Source organism: Pseudomonas psychrophila (assembly GCF_001043005.1).
Classification (GTDB): Bacteria; Pseudomonadota; Gammaproteobacteria; order Pseudomonadales; family Pseudomonadaceae; genus Aquipseudomonas; species Aquipseudomonas psychrophila.
On record NZ_JYKZ01000001.1, the window covers coordinates 414,099 to 432,070 of the forward strand.

A 17,972-nucleotide genomic window follows, 5' to 3' on the forward strand; every position below is an offset into this window, starting at 1 on the left:
ATCGCCCCTGGTTTCATGGAGGATTAAATATGCTGTTGTTGTGGATACTGGTTCTGATTGTTGGCATCGCCTATATGGCCCATCGCCGCATCGCTCCGCTGACGACTCTGGCTGTTGTCGCGGTTTATCTGTTGGCAATGGGTGTCATCGGCCATGTGCCGGGCTGGTTGCTGACAATCCTTTGGCTACTGCTGGCAGCGCCCGCCGCTCTGCTGCTGTTGCCAGACCTTCGGCGCAAAATATTTACCGCACCGCTGTTCAAGTGGTTTCAAAAGACCCTGCCACCCATGTCGCAAACCGAGCGCGATGCCATCGACGCCGGCACCGTATGGTGGGATGGTCAATTGTTCAGCGGCCGCCCCGACTGGAACCAGCTTCTGGCTTACCCCAAGGTCAAGCTCACAGAAGAAGAACAGGCGTTTATTGATGGCCCCACTGAAGAACTGTGCGCGATGGTCAGCGACTGGGAAATCGGGCAGGCCATGGATTTGCCGCCACAGGCCTGGGCGCATATCAAGGAACACGGCTTCTTCGCCCTGATCATCCCGAAAGCCTACGGTGGCAAAGGTTTCTCGGCCTACGCCCACTCCCAGGTAGCAATGAAGCTGGCCACCCGCAGTGGCGATCTGGCCTCCACCGTAATGGTGCCCAACTCCCTCGGCCCCGCCGAGTTGCTGCTGCATTACGGCACCGATGAGCAGCGCGACCACTACCTGCCACGCCTGGCCCGTGGCGATGACATCCCCTGCTTTGCCCTGACCGGCCCGCTGGCCGGCTCCGATGCCGGCGCAATGCCCGACACCGGGATCATTTGCAAAGGCCAATGGCAAGGCGAAGAAGTGATCGGCCTGCGTCTGAACTGGGAGAAGCGCTACATCACTCTGGGCCCTGTCGCCACCCTGCTTGGCCTGGCCTTCAAGGCCCACGACCCGGACCATCTGCTGGGCGACAAGGAAGACCTTGGCATCAGCCTTGCGCTGATCCCCACTGACACCCCCGGGGTTGAGATCGGCCGCCGCCATCTGCCTTTGGGCGCAGCCTTCATGAACGGTCCAAACTCAGGCAAAGACGTATTTATCCCCCTGGATTACCTGATCGGTGGCCAGGAAATGCTCGGTAAGGGCTGGATGATGCTGATGAACTGCCTGTCGGTCGGGCGTTCGATATCGTTACCGGCTGTCGGCACCGGCGCAGCCAAGTTCACCAGTCTGGTGACCGGGCAGTACGCCCAGGTGCGTGAGCAGTTCAATGTGCCGCTGGCCGCCTTCGAGGGTATCCAGGAAGCCCTGGCACGAATTGGCGGCAACGCCTGGCTGATGGACAGCGCGCGCATGCTCACCGCCAACGCAGTGGACCTGGGCGAGAAACCTTCGGTACTGTCGGCGATTCTCAAGTACCACCTCACCGAACGCGGCCGCGAATGCATCAGCCACGCCATGGACGTCCACGGCGGCAAGGGCATCATCATGGGGCCCAACAACTATCTGGGCCGCAACTGGCAAGGCGCGCCGATTTTCATCACCGTGGAAGGCGCAAACATCCTGTCACGCAACCTGATGATCTTTGGTCAGGGCGCCATTCGCTGCCATCCCTTCGTACTCAAGGAGATGGCCCTGGCCGGGCGTGAAGACAAGGATCAGGCACTGCTTGAGTTTGACGACCTGCTGCTTAAGCATATCGGTTTTGCGATCAGCAACATGGCCAGCACTTTTGTGCTGAACCTGGGCCTTGGTCGATTTGAACATGCACCGGGCAACGCCCTGAGCCAAGGTTATTTCCGGGCACTGAACCGCCAGGCAGCAGCCTTTGCACTATTGGCCGACCTGAGCATGATGCTGCTGGGGGGCGAGCTCAAACGTCGCGAGCGTTTGTCCGCGCGTCTGGGTGACGTGTTGAGCCACATGTACCTGGCCAGCGCCGCGCTCAAGCGTTACCACGATCTGGACTCGCCGGAGTACCTCAACCCGTTGTTCAAATGGGCCATGGAAGAAAGCCTAGGGCACGCCGAGCGCGCACTGGATGAACTGCTGAAAAACTTCCCGAGCCGCATACTGGGCTGCCTGCTGCGCGGCGTGGTGTTCCCGTTTGGTCGACGCCACACCGGGCCATCAGATGAGCTGGATGCCGAAGTTGCCGAAGTACTGGGTCGTGGCAAGGGTGATCCGACGCTTGAGGCGGTGCTCTCGGGCTGTTATCGCCCACAATCGCCAGACGACGCGGTGGGCGCCTTGCAACATGCCTGCGACCTGCTGAATGAGGCGCGCCCGCTGCACAAAAAATTGCATCAAGCCCTTAAAAGCGGTCAGGTAAAACCGGAGGCGGGAGAACCGTCCATCGATGCAGCACTGCAAGCCGGCGTACTGCAACCGGCCGAGGCACACACGCTACGCACCGCTGAAGCGGCGCGGCGCAAGGTGATTGATGTGGATGACTTCTCCAAGGAAGAACTCACCCACAGTGAAGGAAAGATTCGATAACGGGACAGCGGGCGCCGGGGGCTTTATACTCTCGCGCCCGTTTTGCTCTAGAGGACACCCGCAATGGCCACCAATGATCTGAACCACAACCTTGTCTTGCTCGACATTCTGCGCAGCATCCTGGTTGCTGTCGGTGACGCTGAGCAGATCCCTGAGGAAAGCCACGCTCTGTTTCTGGAACGCTTTGACGACATGCGCAGTTCGCTGCCGGTTGACCCGATCAATAGCCAATATCTGGGCCAGGACATCATGTGCCAGGTCATCGAGCGCTATCCACAGATCGCTCACCTGGTCCCGCGTGATCTGCTCTGGTACTTCGGTGGTGCCTGCTTCAACTTCCTGTCGGATGAAGAACTGGACATGTATGAAGCACTGGAAGAGCGTCGTCACGAAGCAGAACAGAACGACGAGCCGTTCGACTGGAATCAGGAAAAACAACTGATGGCGATGCCTGTGTCAGACGACAGCACACAGCACTGATCGCTTCGCAAACTATTCAAGGCCCGCCCGGTTTACCGCGCGGGCTTTTTTATGAAGGACGAAATTCCTGTGTCCGCCCCATTTCAAGGGTGGGTTCCTGCGCCAGTTGCTCAACCAAATAGTCGATGAACACCCGCATTTTGGGGGGCAAATAACGCGATGGTGCATGCAGCAGCCATGCACCTCCATGGTAGGAAGCAATAAAACTCCACTTAGGCAACACTTGAACGATCAGCCCTTGATCCAGTGCCTGACGCGCAGTGAAGTACGGCAGGCTGCCAATTCCGAGATGCTGTAACACGGCATCCAGCCGCACCCCGGTGTGATTGGCTGCGTAGCGCCCGCGCACGCCAACGGTTACCGACCTGGCGCTCTGCTTAAATTTCCACCGTGCATCCGCTGGTGTTTCTCCCAGATAAATACAGCTATGCCCACGTAAATCCTCGGGCTCGGCGGGCGTGCCGTGCTCCGCCAAATAAGCAGGCGTGGCGCATAACACATGCTCGATCGGGAATAATTGACGCCCCACAAGCCCCGGAGGCGGCTGGTCGGTGATACGAATGCTCAGGTCAACGTTGTCATCGATCAGGTCGACATAACGGTCTTCCAGAATCAATTGCACATCAACGTGTGGGTAGCGCCGTAAAAACTCGGGCATGTGCGGGTGAATCACATAACGCCCAACGGCCTTGGGCACGCTGATCCGGATCAAGCCCTCAGCGCTGCGGGTGAAGCGCCCGCTAAGGTCCATGACGGATTGGGCAGCACCCGCCACCTCACAGCAGCGCTTGAAGACTTCTTCGCCATCATCGCTCAAGCGTAATTTGCGCGTGGTGCGCTGCAGTAAACGGATAGCCAGGGCTTTTTCCAGACGCGAAACGCTGCGACTGACCGCAGAAGGTGATGTACCGAGCTGCCGCGCCACTTCAGAGAAGCTCCCGGCCTCGACCACCTTCACGAACATCACCATTTCAGCCAACAACGATAACGGTAGATTTATGCTCACAGCGCACAGGTCCATTGAAATTCTGGTGGATTATCACGGTCAACGCGCAACTCTATACTAAAAAAAGACACCGACCAGGACACCATAATGACCCAACGCCTCTTTTTTACCGATGACGCACTGACTGCAGACATTAACGTGATCCGTTGCACAGCCCACGAAGACGTATTTGCCGTGACCGTGGAGGCGACCCCTTTTCATCCGCAAGGCGGCGGGCAGCCGTGCGATCTGGGCCTGATCGGTGACAGTGAAGTGGTGAAGGTGCTGCAAGAACAAGACAACATTGTGCATTACGTCACGCAGGCCATTGCACCTGGCCCCGCACGCGCTCAGGTGGATGCAGCGCGACGACATCTCAACGCCCGACTGCACAGTGCCGGGCACTTGATTGGAGTCCTCGGCGAACAGGCTGGCTGGATGCCGACCAAGGCACATCACTGGCCGGGCGAATGCCGGGTCAGCTTCACCCCCGGCGAAGACGCTCAACCACTGGAAGCCCCAGCCATCCAGCTACAACTGGAGCGCTGGATCAGTGCCGACTTACCCCGCCAGCTTCATCTAGACTCCAGCCAACGCGCCGTCGGATTTGGCAATTTGCCGAGCTATCCGTGCGGTGGCACCCATGTTCGCTCCCTGAGCGAATTAGTGGCGGTCAACGTGCTTTCTGTCACCCTCAAAAAAGGTGTGCTGTCCGTGCGTTACGATCTGAATTGACCATGACATCGGCTCAAACAACCTAAATGCTGGTGCGACGCCGCTGGACGAACCGGTCCACGTAGTCATCCGCCGGGGACTGCAGGATTTCCCGGGGGGTGCCGACCTGAATCAAACGCCCGTCCTTGAGCACGGCGATGCGATTACCGATGCGTAACGCTTCGTCCAGGTCATGGGTGATAAACACGATGGTTTTTTGCAGCCTTCGTTGAAGCTCCAGCAACTGGTCCTGCATCTCGGCACGGATCAGCGGATCGAGGGCACTGAAGGCTTCGTCCATCAGAATGATATCAGTGTCGGTCGCCAACGCCCGGGCCAGCCCGACACGCTGGCGCATACCGCCCGACAGCTGATGAACAAAAGCGTGCTCATACCCCTCCAGCCCGACCGTGGAAATCCAGTGCTGCGCTCGCTCTTCCCATTGCGCCTTGCTGTCGCCCCGCACCTTCAAGCCATACGCGACGTTTTCAATCACGTTGCGATGAGGTAACAGACCGAAATTTTGAAAAACCATGCTGATTTTGTGCCGCCGAAACTGGCGCAAGGCGGGCATGTCGTATTCAAGGATGTCTTCACCATCCACCAGAATCTGGCCGCTGGTAGGGTCGATTAAACGGTTCAGATGCCGCACCAGCGTGGACTTGCCCGAGCCGGACAACCCCATGATGACGAACACCTCTGCGGCGCGGATCGACAACGACAGATCGTTGATACCGATAACGCAGCCGGTTCTGGCCAGCACTTCGTCTTTGGTTCTGCCTTCACGAATCAGGGCCATCACTTCTTTTTCGCGGTTGCCAAACACCTTGAAGACGTTACGCACCTCGATCTTGTTGATCGCCATTTCATTCATTTCGGGCCTCCACGCCGAGGCCGGCCATACGCTTGAGTGATGCGGTCGATCACCACTGCCAGAATGACAATGGCCAGACCAGCCTCCAGGCCTTTGCCGACGTTGAGTGTTTGAATCCCCACCAGCACATCCTCGCCCAGGCCCCGGGCACCTATCATTGAGGCAATCACGACCATCGACAATGCCATCATGGTGGTCTGGTTAATACCGGCCATGATGCTGGGCATGGCCAGTGGCAATTGCACGCCAAACAGCTGCTGCCAGGGGTTCGCGCCGAACGCGTTAATCGCCTCCATCACCTCACGGTCGACCTGACGCAAACCCAGGTCGGTCAGGCGGATCAGCGGCGGCACGGCATAAATTACCGTGGCAAAAATCGCCGGAACCTTGCCCAGGCCAAACAGCATCAGCACAGGAATCAGGTACACGAAACTGGGCATGGTCTGCATGATGTCCAGCAGTGGTATCAACACGGAACGCAGCCGGTTGCTGCGTGCGGCCAGAATCCCGAGGGGGATGCCCAGCAACACCGAAATCACCGTGGCGACCATCATCAGCGCCAGGGTTTGCATCAGCTTGTCCCACAGGCCAACTGCACCTACCAAAAACAACAGGCCGATGATCAACAGAGTGCTGAGGATTTTGCGTGTGGCATGCCAGGCAATCACTCCAACGATGGCCAGCATCAGCCACCACGGGGTAATGCGCAGCAGGTTTTCGAGATGGATGATGGCCCACAGCAGCGTTTCGGAGATATGCCGGAACACATCGCCGTAATTGCTGACCAGTGCATCAACCCCGTCATTGACCCACCCTGCGATGGAAAACGTCAGATTGTCAGGAAACATGCAATGCTCGTGCTCCGCGGGTTATTGAGATTCAAGCGCTGCATCGACTTTTTCAGCCGCTTGCGGGGTCACCCAGGCGTGCCAGATCTGCGGCTGCTCGCGCAAAAAAGCTTCGGCTGCCTTGCGCGGCTCGGTGCGCTTTTCGCTCATTTGGGCAAGGGTGATGTTGAGTAAGTCGATAGGGAAATCGACCTTTTCATAGAACTCGACCAACTGCGGGTATTGGGCTTTGAAAGGTGCCGATACGCCAATGGACAGTTTCGCCGGTAATGAGCGCGTACCTTTGGGTTCGGGGTTGTTGGCATCAGCCAGGGTCTTCCAGGCCTCGGCGTCGAAAGGCGGCTCTTCGAGCTTGATCAGTTTGTAGCGCCCTATCAGCGGAGTCGGTGACCAGTAGTAGAACAACACCGGCTTGCCACGACGGATCGAGGAGCTGATCTCGGCATCCAGCGCCGCCCCTGAACCGGTGCGAAAGTTAACGAAGTCCTTATCCAGACCATAAGCCTTGAGCTTTTGGCTGTTGACGGTCTCGGAGGTCCAACCGCTGGGGCTATTAAGGAAGCGCCCACGAGCAGGGTCTTCCTGATCACGGAATACTTCTTTATAGCGGGCCAGATCGTTGACCGACTTCAAGTCCGGTGCCAATGCCTTGATGCCTTTTGCCGGATCGCCCTTGATTACATACTCCGGCACCCACCAGCCCTCGCTGGCGTTCTTGACGATGTCACCCAAACCGAAAACCTTGCCTTCGGCCTCAGCCTTGATCCACACGGGACTTCGCCCTGCCCACTCTTCGCCGATCACTTGAATGTCATTTTTGGCCAGCGCAGCTTCCAGGCTTACGGTGCTGCCGGGCAAGGTGTCGGTTGCAACGCCATAGCCTTTTTCGGTGATCAGACGCAGCACTTCAGTGATCAGGCTGCCGCTCTCCCAGGTGAGGTCGCCGAAGTGAACGGGGTTGCCCGTGTTATCTGCCAATACTGGCTGAGCGACAAGCCCAAATGCCAGCAGTGAACCACCAAGCCACTTTTTAAAGTTAGTCATACGGTTTCTCTGGTTATGGAGGGACGGCCGAGCACGCAACTTGCCAGTCGTCTTCTCTGCGAGAGCGCCTAAAGCCTTGGAAAATATGGGCTGCGATGTTTTCAGCGTAGCTGCTGAAATCGAGAGAGCGGTACAAACATTCGGACAGATGCCGATCGCACCATTGCTGCAGGTTTTTTGCGAGGGGTGAACGGAAAATCAAAACCCAAAAACGCAAAAAGCAGCCCTAAGGCTGCTTTTTGTGTGTTTTTTGAAACTGCGTAGCTCCAAAAAACAAAATTTGGAGCGGGAAACGAGACTCGAACTCGCGACCCCGACCTTGGCAAGGTCGTGCTCTACCAACTGAGCTATTCCCGCAATAATGGCGTCCCCTAGGGGACTCGAACCCCTGTTACCGCCGTGAAAGGGCGGTGTCCTAGGCCACTAGACGAAGGGGACGTTGCCCGAAATGTACACGTACATTTCAGTGCCAGATCACTAACAAACGCTAATGAATTGGCTTTCACTCAACTCCGCCCGAAAGCGAAGCTGCTTAAAAATGGAGCGGGAAACGAGACTCTAATCTAGCCTCTAACCATTTGATTAACAAAGGTTTTTCCGCTTTCCTATCTCAGGAATGGACGCAATTCTGGACTTGTTCGACCATCCTGTCAACAGCCAGGGGAAAATAATTCCATGCTGAGCTGTGGTGGGCCTGGTACAGCGAGTCAAACAGACTTCCAGTGAGCATAAGCAGCCGCTGATCTGGCGAGGGTCCATGGGTGGTAGCAGCACCTCTCACCTCTCACCTCTCACCGTTCACCGTTCACCGTTCACCGGACACCGGACACCGGACACCGGACACCTCTCAATTATTGAGTTTTTTCACAAGTACATGAAAACCACCCCCATTTATCGGAATTGATGGCCCTTCTAATCATGAGCCATGCACTGCTATCGCGTGCGATTCCATACACAGTCGAAGCATTCCTTTCCGCCGCTCTTGATGATTGGTGGCGGCTTTAGCGGCAGCTATTGCACGCATTTCAACCGACAAGCAATTTTTATGAACATCCAGCACAGCCAACGGTTTGCAGGGATAGTGGCGTTTGTCACTGGCGCCACGAGCGGTATCGGGCGGTCCACCGCCATCGTCTTTGCGCAAGAAGGCGCAATCGTCGTCCTGGTGGACATCTCTGAACAAGGTACGCAGGAGACGGCACGGGTCATCTAGCGGATTGGTGGCCAATCTCTCGTTGTCGCTTGCGATGTACGCAGCAACGAACAGGTCAAGAAGGCAGTAGAACTCGCGGTAGCGAAGTTCGGTCGAATCGACCTCGCGTTCAACAACGCCGGTATCGAGCAACCGGTGGGGCCGATCAGCGAAGTCACCGAAAAAGACTGGGCGGTCAAAGAGCAAAGCTCAATGCTCTATGCCCAAAAACTGGCGGAGCAGGGATTTGTCATTTTGGCAATCGATCTGCCCTATTGGGGTGAAAACGAGGGACAGCCTCCCAATCTCGTAGCGCCGGAACTGTATTCGGAAGCGTTCAGCACAGCCGTCGATTATCTCGGTACGCAGGAATTTATCGACCGCAATCGCATTGGCGTGTTGGGCATTTGCGGTAGCGGCGGCTTTGCCATCAGTGCCGCAAAAATGGACCCGCGCCTGAAAGCCATTGCCACTGTCAGCATGTATGACATGGGCGCGGTCACTCGCAACGGGCTGAACCATGCGCTGACGCTGCAGTAGCGCAAAGACATGCTCGCCAAAGCCGCAGTGCAGCGCTATGAGGAGTTTTCCACTGGCAAGGGAAGCGGGGGAACTACCCCGCAGCCAGGCGAATTTCTTTCGGAATCGCGAGATCGCGATCTTTCGTACAAAAGCGGAAGTTTTCGCCAAAATCCGGAGTCCAGATGGCGTTGTCGAGATCATTGCCGCAGGCCCCGATGAGGAGAATTTGCGTGGAGGGGCCGGTATCACTTCCAGAACTCGCGAGGTGGCGTCATACCGCAGCAAGCGCCCACAGTGGCACTCCAGGAATCCAGAACAGAATGCTGTCGGTGTTCACTGTGTTTACCAAGGAATACATCATTGAGGTGCCGATGATCCGGCATAGGAGGAAGCCGGCACCTTGGGCTGCGGGAGCACCGCGTGATACAGGCTGCACGCCGACAACCTACCGGTGTCGGGTGAGACGATACTGATATGGAGTTCCGCTCACGTCGGTCCTTCCCCGATTCACCTCAAACCTCTCATACTTAAGAGCACCGCCGAGGCGATGAACCGCTCGATCGTGCAGGATAGAATTGCCGCCTATCATCAGCCCGACGTTTTCTTTCTAGGAAGCTAGGGCCGTTTAGATACACTTGCCGACTAAGCCATTTTGGCAAGGCAGCCATGGCAGGCCTGTGATGTTTGAATGCTTTACCGTGCGATTCTACAGCTGGCTTGCCAGATATCTATGCTTCGACAAAATGATCGACTGAGTGCATCACTTCATAGACGTAAACCAACATACAGCTACGGGAAATTTATGGATCACGAAGAGGCCTACTGCAGCGTTGACCAAGATGAGCTTGATAGATGTGGCCTGGCCGCATTGATCGCGGCTCAGGATAGGCGGCTGGCATTCACCAACGTCGATTTCAGTGGGCAAGATCTATCGCGTCTAGATTTGCGTGGTGCGCGCTTCGAGCGATGCCTTTTTGCCAACAGCGACCTCACTGCCGCGAAGCTGGATGCCACCCAGTGGCTCAACTGCCGTGGAGCTCAGGTAATTTTCGCCTCGGCTACGTTGACCGATGCAAAATTCCAACGCTGCGACCTCAACAACAGCAAATGGCAGCGTAGCAAGCTGGCACATGTCAGCTTCGAGGCGTGTAAGCTCACCGGTGCCAACTTTATCGATGTGTCCTCGCTGGGGCTTCAATTCAACGATTGCGTACTCCGCAGCGCCTGCTTGCCGGGCATTTCGTTTTATAAGAGCGAGTTAAACAACCTGGACTTCGCTGAGGCTGACCTAAGCCACTGCGATTTTCGCAAGGCCGTATTTGTCAATGGAGGCAGTCTTTCACTGGCACGGGTTAATGACGCCCGCTTCGATCAGGCCGATCTGCGGGAAGCCAGCCTTGATGGGCTTCGCTTAGTCGATGCTAAACTGTTCAAGGGGGCGATCATTTCCCGCACGCAAGCATCCATGCTGCTCGGCGGGTTGGGGTTGACAGTGCTCTAAACAAGCGTGGGCTACGGCAAGTAGTCCATCGGTGACGGATAGCATTGTAGATGGGCAGGTCGCTGTCATAGAAATAACGACTCAGTGCTGTCCCCAAAACCCGCGCCAATGATTCTCGGTCGAGGTGCTTGGCTGATTCGGATGTGGTGGTGTCGTGGAGCTTTAGTGGCGCTCAGTCCCTGCGTCACCCCCGTCAAAATCCTCATAGGCCAGCTCGAATCACTGTTTGAACATCGGCCTGCAGCATTTATCTGTCAGCCATCATTTGAGCCCGCCCCCCAGGCCATAGCTGCAGTCATCGACTCATTTGGGCGAGCAACAAAAGCTTCTTCATACAACGGACTCCCTGACGGCCATACACACTGATAAACATCTGGCATCCCCTGTACGGGAAAGCCGCACTTGAACATCGATGTGCTTTCCATCGTGAAGGATCTCTTCATGGATCCTATGATGGAGATTTGGATCAGCCCACCTCCAGAAAAAATCACTGCGAATTGTCATAACGCCCCCCATGACTGCCAATGCTGGACCTCGCCCCGTGTGCGATAGCGAAACCCGCCGGTATGAACCCCAAAGATCGTAAGTGCTCCATGAACCCCACATTCAAAGCGCTTACCTGATGCCCGATGCTGTGCTCCCGATTTCCTTCTGGAGCCAGCCCTGCATGATGCGCCCCGACAGCAAAGTCGAAAAAGTCTACCTCTACCCCAAGCCTGTGGACTTTCGAAAGTCCATCGACGGCCTTACTGCCTTGGTAGAACTGGATATCAAAGTCGCCGTGTTCGACCCCGTGCTCTTCGTCTTCCTCAACAAGGCGCGTAATCGGATCAAAGTGTTGTACTGGGAGCGCAACGGCTTCTGCCTCTGGCTCAAGCGCCTGGAAGCCGAGCGCTTCAAAATGTCGCCTGAGCCCAGCGACGAAGCGATTGTCCTGACCGTCCAAGAACTCAATTGGCTGCTCGACGGTTTCGACCTTTGGCGCAACCGTCCCCATCAGGTTTTGACTCCGCGCTACGTCGCCTGACCCGGTATAATCCGCGGCATGATTTCCGTGCCCGACAATCTCCCAGACGATCCTGCCCTGCTCAAGCAATTATTGCTTGAGAGCTATGCTGCCCGTTTGCGCGAGCAGGAAGTCAATCAGGCCCACATCGTCCAAATTGACGATCTGAAAGAGCAAATCAAGTTATGGCGTGACCGTTTCTTTGGCCGCAAGTCCGAGCAAACCGTCGATCCCAAAACGCCGCAACTGGCCATGTTCGATGAAGCGGAAAATGACCCTCTGCTGGCTGTAGTCGATGATGCCGATGAAGAAGTCGTTTTCCCGGTCAAGCGCCGTGGCAAGCGCAAGCCACTGGCGGCTAATCTGCCACGTATCGAAGTTATCCATGAGTTGCCCGAACACGAACTGACCTGCGCCTGCGGTTGCCGTAAGCATGTCATCGGCGAAGAAACCAGCGAGCAGCTCGATATCGTGCCGATGCAGATCCGCGTACTCAAACACGTGCGCAAGATCTATGGCTGCCGTGGTTGCGAGACTGCTCCTGTCACTGCTGACAAGCCCGCCCAGTTAATCGAAAAAAGCATGGCCAGCCCAAGCGTGCTGGCCATGCTGCTGACGACCAAGTACGTCGATGGCTTGCCGCTACACAGGTTTGAAAGTGTGCTGTCCCGCCACGGCATCGAGGTTCCACGACAAACCCTGGCGCGTTGGGTGATCCAGTGCAGTAAATACTTCCAGCCGCTGTTGAACCTGATGCGTGATCGGCTGCTGGAAAGTTCGGTGATTCATTGCGATGAGACTCGCGTCCAGGTGTTGAAAGAACCGGATCGAGACCCGACCAGCCAATCCTGGATGTGGGTGCAAGCCAGTGGCCCGCCTGATCGACAAGTTGTGCTGTTCGACTACACCACCAGCCGTGCGCAGGAAGTACCATTGCGTCTGCTGCAAAGCTATCGCGGCTATGTGATGACCGACGATTATGCGGGTTACAACGCTTTGGCGTTGCAGCCCGGTATCGAGCGACTGGCATGCATGGTTCACGCGCGCCGCAAGTTCGTCGAAGCACAAAAGGTGCAGCCCAAGGGTAAGACCGGACGAGCCGATGTGGCGCTGACGATGATCAATAAGCTGATGACATCGAGCGCGACCTCAAGGAGGTCAGCGACGAACAGCGGTTCATCGGTCGCCAGGAAAGAAGCTTACCGATCCTCGGTCAGCTGAAAAGCTGGCTGGACAAGACGTACGCCCAGGTGACGCCGCAAAGCGTATTGGGCAAGGCGGTGCATTACCTGGCAAACAACTGGAGCCGCCTGGAACGGTATGTCGAAGCGGGCCATTTGCCAATCGACAACAACCTGGCAGAGCGTGCGATAAAACCGTTTGTCATTGGGCGCAAGGCTTGGCTGTTCAGTGACACGCCCAAGGGCGCCACGGCAAGTGCGCAGATATACAGCTTGGTCGAGACCGCCAAGGTCAACGGCCAGGAGCCCTATACGTGGCTGCGCCACGTACTTGAGCGCCTGCCGTATGCGTCGTCGGTCTCAGACTACGAAGCCTTGCTGCCATGGAACTGCTCGCCAGAGATACCACGGTAAGCTGAGGCCCTATCTTTTAGAAGGTGGGGTTCATGGATCGCACTCCAAAGATCAGGACAGCCTTACTCATATTATCTGCAGCATTGCATCTATGGATGCTTCGCGGCGTCACGCCCGCTGCTCAATCGCTCTCGGATCTCTTTGCTTAGCCTACTCGCTCACACCTGCTCCTCCTGCGGAAGGTGAGCCTACCGAGGCAATCATAGGGCTTCGTCGCACACTGAGCAGGGAAGCTTTGCCAGCAATCAGGGCAATTAATAACAACCAATGGAGTAAAAGGAGCAAGTCGAATGAGAGTCCGACATTTGAATTACTTTCTGGTGGTCGCAGAGGAACAGAGCTTCGCACGCGCGTCTGCCAGAGTCCACATCGAACCATCACCTCTGTCTCGCACCATCAAAGAGCTGGAGCATCATCTGGGAGTTCAGTTATTCCATCGTACCAAAGGGCGTATTCGTCTTACTTGGGCAGGGGAAGTGTTTCGCGAGGAAGCTCGCCGAATCCTTGATTTCATAGATAGCGCCAAGAGCCGGGTACAGTCAGCATCGCGGGGATTTCACGGCCGGCTGCGCATCGGTCTGTCGGACAGCTTGGCTCAACCGCGCTTGACACGGTTGCTCGCGCGCTGCCGTGAGGAGGAGCCAAGTACGGAAATCAGAATCAGTGAAATGACAGTCAACGAGATGCACAAAGCGCTCTTACACGACGAGATAGATGCGGGTTTCACTGTCGACAGCACAGACGCCACCAATGGCTTCACAAAGTTAAGGGTTTGGGCCGAACGCCCTGCCATTGCTATTCCCACTCACCATCCGCTGCTTTCCCTGGATAAAGTGCCTCTTGGGGAAGCACTCCGGCACCCCCTGATTCTTTGCCATCCTGAACGTTGCGCCGGAGGACGCAATGTCATTAATCATTGGTTTGAGGACGACTCGCTGCCCTCTCCCACCATTGCTGAACAGGTTTCTGGTCATGAGCCCATGATGATGCTGGTGGCCGCTGGCTATGGCATTGGTATCGGGTTGGAATCGCAGCTTTCCATTTACAACCACCCTGACGTCATTGTTCGGCAGGTGATCGACGATATCCCCGACACGGCAACATTCATCGTTGTACCGGAGAGGCCAATTTCAGCAGAGCTGGAGCGCTTCATGAAAAGAGCGCAACAAATCGGGGAAGCATGACCGATGCGTGAGCAAGAATGATCACCCCATCCTCAGTTCTGGACTCTCACATTAAGTTCCATACATTTTTGTCTGGAGCACGACCCAAATATCCCCTTCATCGTCGCGAGATAAAGGGGCTAGCCATTGAGTTCAGTTGGTGTGCACCGGCTCATGCACAAGCGCGCTAGGGTGTAGCGCTTGTCAATCACAACCTACCGTTACTGACGGACATTTTCTGTCGCCCGCATGACAAAAAATGCCGCGTTCACTCGCTTATGATTTGAACAGCGAGCCTCCGCCAGACAGACTATTTATCAAGACGCCGAACCTTTTAACAGTGTCAGCTCCACGGATAGCGTTGGCCGCAATGCTTTGCCTCGCAGCCTTAGTTTGGATGACGGAGCATCAATACGGTGGTCAGCACAGTCCTATTGTTTGATGTGCTTCAGGGGTGGCAGCGATTCAATACAGGTCAACCCGAGAAGTGCCACTGAGCATTAAGGAGTGACTGCTATGTCTGAACAGAACTCGGCTCCAGCGGAGCGACGCATTCTCCGCCGGCCTGAAGTTGAGGCCAAGACAGGCTTCAAGCGCGCCTATCTTTACAGCCTCATGAAAGCGGGCCAATTCCCCAAAGCCATAAAACTTGGCGTCCGTGCCGTTGGCTGGGACTCCACTGAGATCGACCAGTGGATCACTGACCGTCTTAAAGAACGCGTCTGACTGAGCTCCCCATTCCTTGCCAAAGAGGAGCAAGCCATGCAGGTGATCTCTGTTATCTCGACCAAAGGCGGCGTAGGAAAAACCAGCGTAGCCGCGAACCTCGGCGGCTTTATCGCCGATGCCGGCCTAAGGGTTCTGTTGCTTGATCTTGATATGCAGCCGACGCTGTCATCCTACTACGAGCTTGCAAGTCGGGCTCCATACGGGATCTATGAGCTGCTGGCATTCAACGAACGCGACATTGCGCGCCTGGTATCGCGCACCGTCATAGACCGGCTGGACGTCATTCTGTCCAATGACGAGCATCGGCAGTTGAATACCCTCTTGCTTCATGCACCGGATGGGCGACTTCGACTGCGGCACCTGCTACCGGTGTTTCGGCCGCACTACGACCTAGTGCTACTCGATACTCAAGGCGCTCGCAGTGTGCTGCTGGAGATGGCCGTGCTGGCCTCCGAGCAGGCGGTCTCGCCCGTAACCCCCGAAATCCTCGCCGCGCGTGAAATGCGCCGAGGCACTTTGCAGCTCATCGAAGACATCGCCCTCTATAGGCATCTGGGCATTAACCCTCCGCACCTTAATCTCCTGCTCAACCGCGTACCTGCTGTGTCTGCCAATGCAAAGCTGATCCAGCAGACACTGCGTTTGATCTTCCGAGATCAGGAAGGGGTTCACGTCCTGCGTACCGAGATCCCCGCAATCGAGGCATTTCCCCGAGCGGCAACGCGTGGTTTGCCGGTCCATCGGGTTGAGCACCGACGGCCCACTGGCCGAGTCGCGGCAGCCGCGCTGGACATTGTGCGCGGGTTGGCCAGCGAACTGTGCCCGCAATGGCAGGAACAGTTCGCCCTGGTCACCGGGAAGTGTGAGGGGAGACATTCTCATGTCGAACGCCCATGAATTAGCCCGTGGCCACAAGCGACTACTTCCGCTGATTGAACATGCCCTGAGCGAGGGTTGGAATGTCTCCCGAACACCTGGCGGGCACCTCAAATTCGTCAAGCCGGGCTTACCGCCGATTTATACCAGCGCGACAGCCAGCGATCACCGGGCAGAACGCAATGCGCGCGCCATGTTGCGTCGTGCACAACGTCACGCCATGACGGCGGAGCACCCTGCTCAGGAGGGGGCCGACTATGACTGATGCCTCCCCTCAAGAGATAGCCAATAAACTGATGAGCGACGGTTTTGGACGCTCCGGACCCGTTGCGGATACCCTGACGGAGCCGATCGCCGATACTCCAATGATGGTGACGCTGGACCAGTTGCGCCCCTATGAGCTCGATCCGAGGCTGACGCGCAATCCGCTGTACGAGGAGATCAAAGCGTCCATCCGCCAGCGTGGGCTGGATGCCCCGCCGCCGATCACCCGTCGCCCCGGTGCCGATCACTACATCATTCGTAACGGCGGCAACACGCGCCTGGCGATACTGCGCGATCTGTGGAGTGAGAGCAAAGACGAACGATTCTTCCGTATCGGCTGCCTGTTCCGCCCATGGCCGGAGCGCGGTGAGATCGTCGCCCTGACGGGACATCTCGCAGAAAACGAACTTCACGGTGGCCTGTCGTTTATCGAACGTGCCCTGGGTGTTGAAAAAGTCCGTGAGCTCTATGAACAGGAGGATGGTAAATCGCTGTCGCAGTCAGAGCTTGCCCGACGTCTCAAGGCTGACGGCTACCCCGTGCCTCAGCCCCACATCAGCCGCATGCAGGAGGCCATCCAGTTCCTGCTGCCAGCGATACCGAACGTGCTCTATGCCGGCCTGGGACGCCCCCAAGTCGAGCAACTGACCAGCCTGCGTAGAGCCGGTTCCCGGATCTGGGATGCGCGCGTGACCACGAACAGTTTAAGCATTGATTTTGCGACGCTGTTCCAAGACGTGCTGATGGTATTTGACTCCCCTGGGAGCTTTGCGGCGCAGCGAGTACAGGATGAGCTGATCGGTCAAATGGCCGACTTGCTCGGGGTGGACTATGACACGTTGGCGTTCGAAATCACCGATTCCGAGAAGCGCTGGCAACTGCTAAATAGTGACCCCAACGACACGTCCAGCACGGCGACGACCGGACAGGCACCCACGCGCCAGCCTACATTGCCATCGACGACCGCACCGCCGCCGTCAGCATCCACACCGCGGACGACGGAGACACCCCGAACATCTGCAAGCGAGCCCCATACGCTACCAGGTGGATCGGCAACACGCCCTCCGGCCGACGCGAATGAGGATCAACAGGAAAAGGACGATCGCTCGGTCTTGATTGAGGAACATATCGTTTCGCCTGCCGAGACCACCGAGCGCCTACAGTCGATCCAACGATTGGTGACCGACCATGTCGGCGAGACACCACCCGATTTCGGAAATAACGTACTACAGGCCATCCCTGTTCAGGCTGGAGGTCTCTATCCCATCTCGGATGTCTGGTACATCGACCCCAGCCTCGACACGCCCGATCGACTGCGCATCCACATCGCTCAATTCGCGCATGAGATCGCCACCGAAGCGGGTCTGAAAGATGCCATTGTCGCTTGCGACGAGGGCATAGGCTTCACATGCGCGGGAACATCTGGCGATGCGGACACGCCCCCAAATCTCCGTGGTGCATTACTACTGCTGCATAGCCTGAGCGCTCCCTACCAGCCGGACGGGACTCCGCCTTTACGAATGCCTGGAGATTTGGGCACTCTTCTGCTGGGGTTGGAACGCACCCCGTCATCACAACATGCCGCTCGATTGAGCGATACGAGTCTGGTGAAGCTTTTCCGCTTATTGAGACTTGCCCGGCGGTTGCTGGACATCAAGGCCGACATCACTGATGGCAATACCGCCATGAACGGATCATGAGG

General features: G+C 56.7%; 15 protein-coding genes, 2 tRNA genes and 4 pseudogenes. 14 read left to right on the forward strand and 7 right to left on the reverse strand.

From position 1 onward, the window contains the following. Nucleotides 1–29: 29 nt before the first annotated feature. On the forward strand, nt 30–2,477 hold the full coding sequence (locus TU76_RS01935) for an acyl-CoA dehydrogenase (protein WP_019827907.1): 2,448 nt from the start codon (nt 30–32) through the stop codon (nt 2,475–2,477). 63 nt (nt 2,478–2,540) lie between these two features. Then, a complete protein-coding gene (locus TU76_RS01940) occupies nt 2,541–2,957 on the forward strand; it encodes a PA2817 family protein (RefSeq protein ID WP_019827906.1) in 417 nt (138 codons plus the stop codon). Between the two features lie 49 nt (nt 2,958–3,006). Here the strand turns inward: TU76_RS01940 and TU76_RS01945 are convergent, their stop codons facing one another. After that, the gene (locus TU76_RS01945) at nt 3,007–3,963 is read right to left on the reverse strand and encodes a LysR family transcriptional regulator (RefSeq protein WP_048351253.1); all 957 of its coding nucleotides are present in this window, start codon (nt 3,961–3,963) and stop codon (nt 3,007–3,009) included. A gap of 87 nt (nt 3,964–4,050) precedes the next feature. Between TU76_RS01945 and TU76_RS01950 the strand changes: the two genes are divergently transcribed. Then, complete coding sequence (locus tag TU76_RS01950; RefSeq protein WP_048350955.1) at nt 4,051–4,677, forward strand: alanyl-tRNA editing protein; 627 nt, start codon at nt 4,051–4,053, stop codon at nt 4,675–4,677. A 22-nt stretch (nt 4,678–4,699) separates the two neighbouring features. On the opposite strand, the gene TU76_RS01955 is transcribed toward TU76_RS01950, so the two are convergent. The 5 genes from TU76_RS01955 to TU76_RS01975 form a co-directional block, all read right to left on the reverse strand. Further along, nucleotides 4,700–5,530, reverse strand: a complete 831-nt coding sequence (locus TU76_RS01955) for a quaternary amine ABC transporter ATP-binding protein (protein WP_019827902.1) — start codon at nt 5,528–5,530, stop codon at nt 4,700–4,702. After that, nucleotides 5,527–6,378, reverse strand: coding sequence for an ABC transporter permease (locus TU76_RS01960; RefSeq protein ID WP_019827901.1), 852 nt, complete (start codon nt 6,376–6,378; stop codon nt 5,527–5,529). The genes TU76_RS01955 and TU76_RS01960 overlap by 4 nt, the downstream gene beginning before the upstream one ends. A gap of 21 nt (nt 6,379–6,399) precedes the next feature. Next, nucleotides 6,400–7,422, reverse strand: a complete 1,023-nt coding sequence (locus tag TU76_RS01965) for an ABC transporter substrate-binding protein (protein ID WP_048350956.1) — start codon at nt 7,420–7,422, stop codon at nt 6,400–6,402. 281 nt (nt 7,423–7,703) lie between these two features. After that, nucleotides 7,704–7,779 (reverse strand) — tRNA-Gly (locus TU76_RS01970). Nucleotides 7,780–7,784: 5 nt separating this feature from the next. After that, nucleotides 7,785–7,860: transfer RNA gene (locus TU76_RS01975), tRNA-Glu, on the reverse strand. 487 nt (nt 7,861–8,347) lie between these two features. Between TU76_RS01975 and TU76_RS25955 the strand changes: the two genes are divergently transcribed. The 4 genes and pseudogenes from TU76_RS25955 (at nt 8,348) to TU76_RS01990 (ending at nt 10,637) form a co-directional block, all read left to right on the forward strand. Next, on the forward strand, nt 8,348–8,635 hold the full coding sequence (locus TU76_RS25955) for an SDR family NAD(P)-dependent oxidoreductase (RefSeq protein WP_053070203.1): 288 nt from the start codon (nt 8,348–8,350) through the stop codon (nt 8,633–8,635). Between the two features lie 3 nt (nt 8,636–8,638). Further along, nucleotides 8,639–8,749 (forward strand): annotated as a pseudogene (locus tag TU76_RS25960) (short chain dehydrogenase); the annotation flags it as partial. A 57-nt stretch (nt 8,750–8,806) separates the two neighbouring features. Next, nucleotides 8,807–9,214 (forward strand): annotated as a pseudogene (locus TU76_RS01985) (alpha/beta hydrolase); the annotation flags it as partial. A gap of 724 nt (nt 9,215–9,938) precedes the next feature. Next, nucleotides 9,939–10,637 carry a pentapeptide repeat-containing protein gene (locus TU76_RS01990; protein WP_048350957.1) on the forward strand — a complete coding sequence of 233 codons (699 nt, stop codon included), beginning with the start codon at nt 9,939–9,941 and terminating at the stop codon, nt 10,635–10,637. A gap of 254 nt (nt 10,638–10,891) precedes the next feature. Here TU76_RS01990 and TU76_RS25545 read toward each other — a convergent pair. Then, a pseudogene (locus TU76_RS25545) lies at nt 10,892–11,141 on the reverse strand (hypothetical protein). Between the two features lie 163 nt (nt 11,142–11,304). On the opposite strand from TU76_RS25545, the gene tnpB reads away from it, so the two are divergent. The 7 genes and pseudogenes from tnpB (at nt 11,305) to TU76_RS02025 (ending at nt 17,970) form a co-directional block, all read left to right on the forward strand. Continuing rightward, a complete protein-coding gene (gene tnpB, locus TU76_RS01995; protein ID WP_019437365.1) occupies nt 11,305–11,664 on the forward strand; it encodes an IS66 family insertion sequence element accessory protein TnpB in 360 nt (119 codons plus the stop codon). Between the two features lie 18 nt (nt 11,665–11,682). Next, a pseudogene (gene tnpC / locus TU76_RS02000) lies at nt 11,683–13,238 on the forward strand (IS66 family transposase). Nucleotides 13,239–13,543: 305 nt separating this feature from the next. Next, the gene (locus TU76_RS02005; RefSeq protein ID WP_239660157.1) at nt 13,544–14,422 is read left to right on the forward strand and encodes a LysR family transcriptional regulator; all 879 of its coding nucleotides are present in this window, start codon (nt 13,544–13,546) and stop codon (nt 14,420–14,422) included. 495 nt (nt 14,423–14,917) lie between these two features. Next, the gene (locus TU76_RS02010; RefSeq protein WP_048350959.1) at nt 14,918–15,127 is read left to right on the forward strand and encodes an AlpA family transcriptional regulator; all 210 of its coding nucleotides are present in this window, start codon (nt 14,918–14,920) and stop codon (nt 15,125–15,127) included. Between the two features lie 36 nt (nt 15,128–15,163). Then, the gene (locus TU76_RS02015) at nt 15,164–16,027 is read left to right on the forward strand and encodes a ParA family protein (protein ID WP_048350960.1); all 864 of its coding nucleotides are present in this window, start codon (nt 15,164–15,166) and stop codon (nt 16,025–16,027) included. After that, nucleotides 16,011–16,271: a hypothetical protein gene (locus TU76_RS02020; RefSeq protein ID WP_048350961.1), complete on the forward strand. Its 261-nt coding sequence runs from the start codon at nt 16,011–16,013 to the stop codon at nt 16,269–16,271. The genes TU76_RS02015 and TU76_RS02020 overlap by 17 nt, the downstream gene beginning before the upstream one ends. Then, the gene (locus TU76_RS02025) at nt 16,264–17,970 is read left to right on the forward strand and encodes a ParB family protein (protein ID WP_048350962.1); all 1,707 of its coding nucleotides are present in this window, start codon (nt 16,264–16,266) and stop codon (nt 17,968–17,970) included. The genes TU76_RS02020 and TU76_RS02025 overlap by 8 nt, the downstream gene beginning before the upstream one ends. Nucleotides 17,971–17,972: the final 2 nt, after the last annotated feature.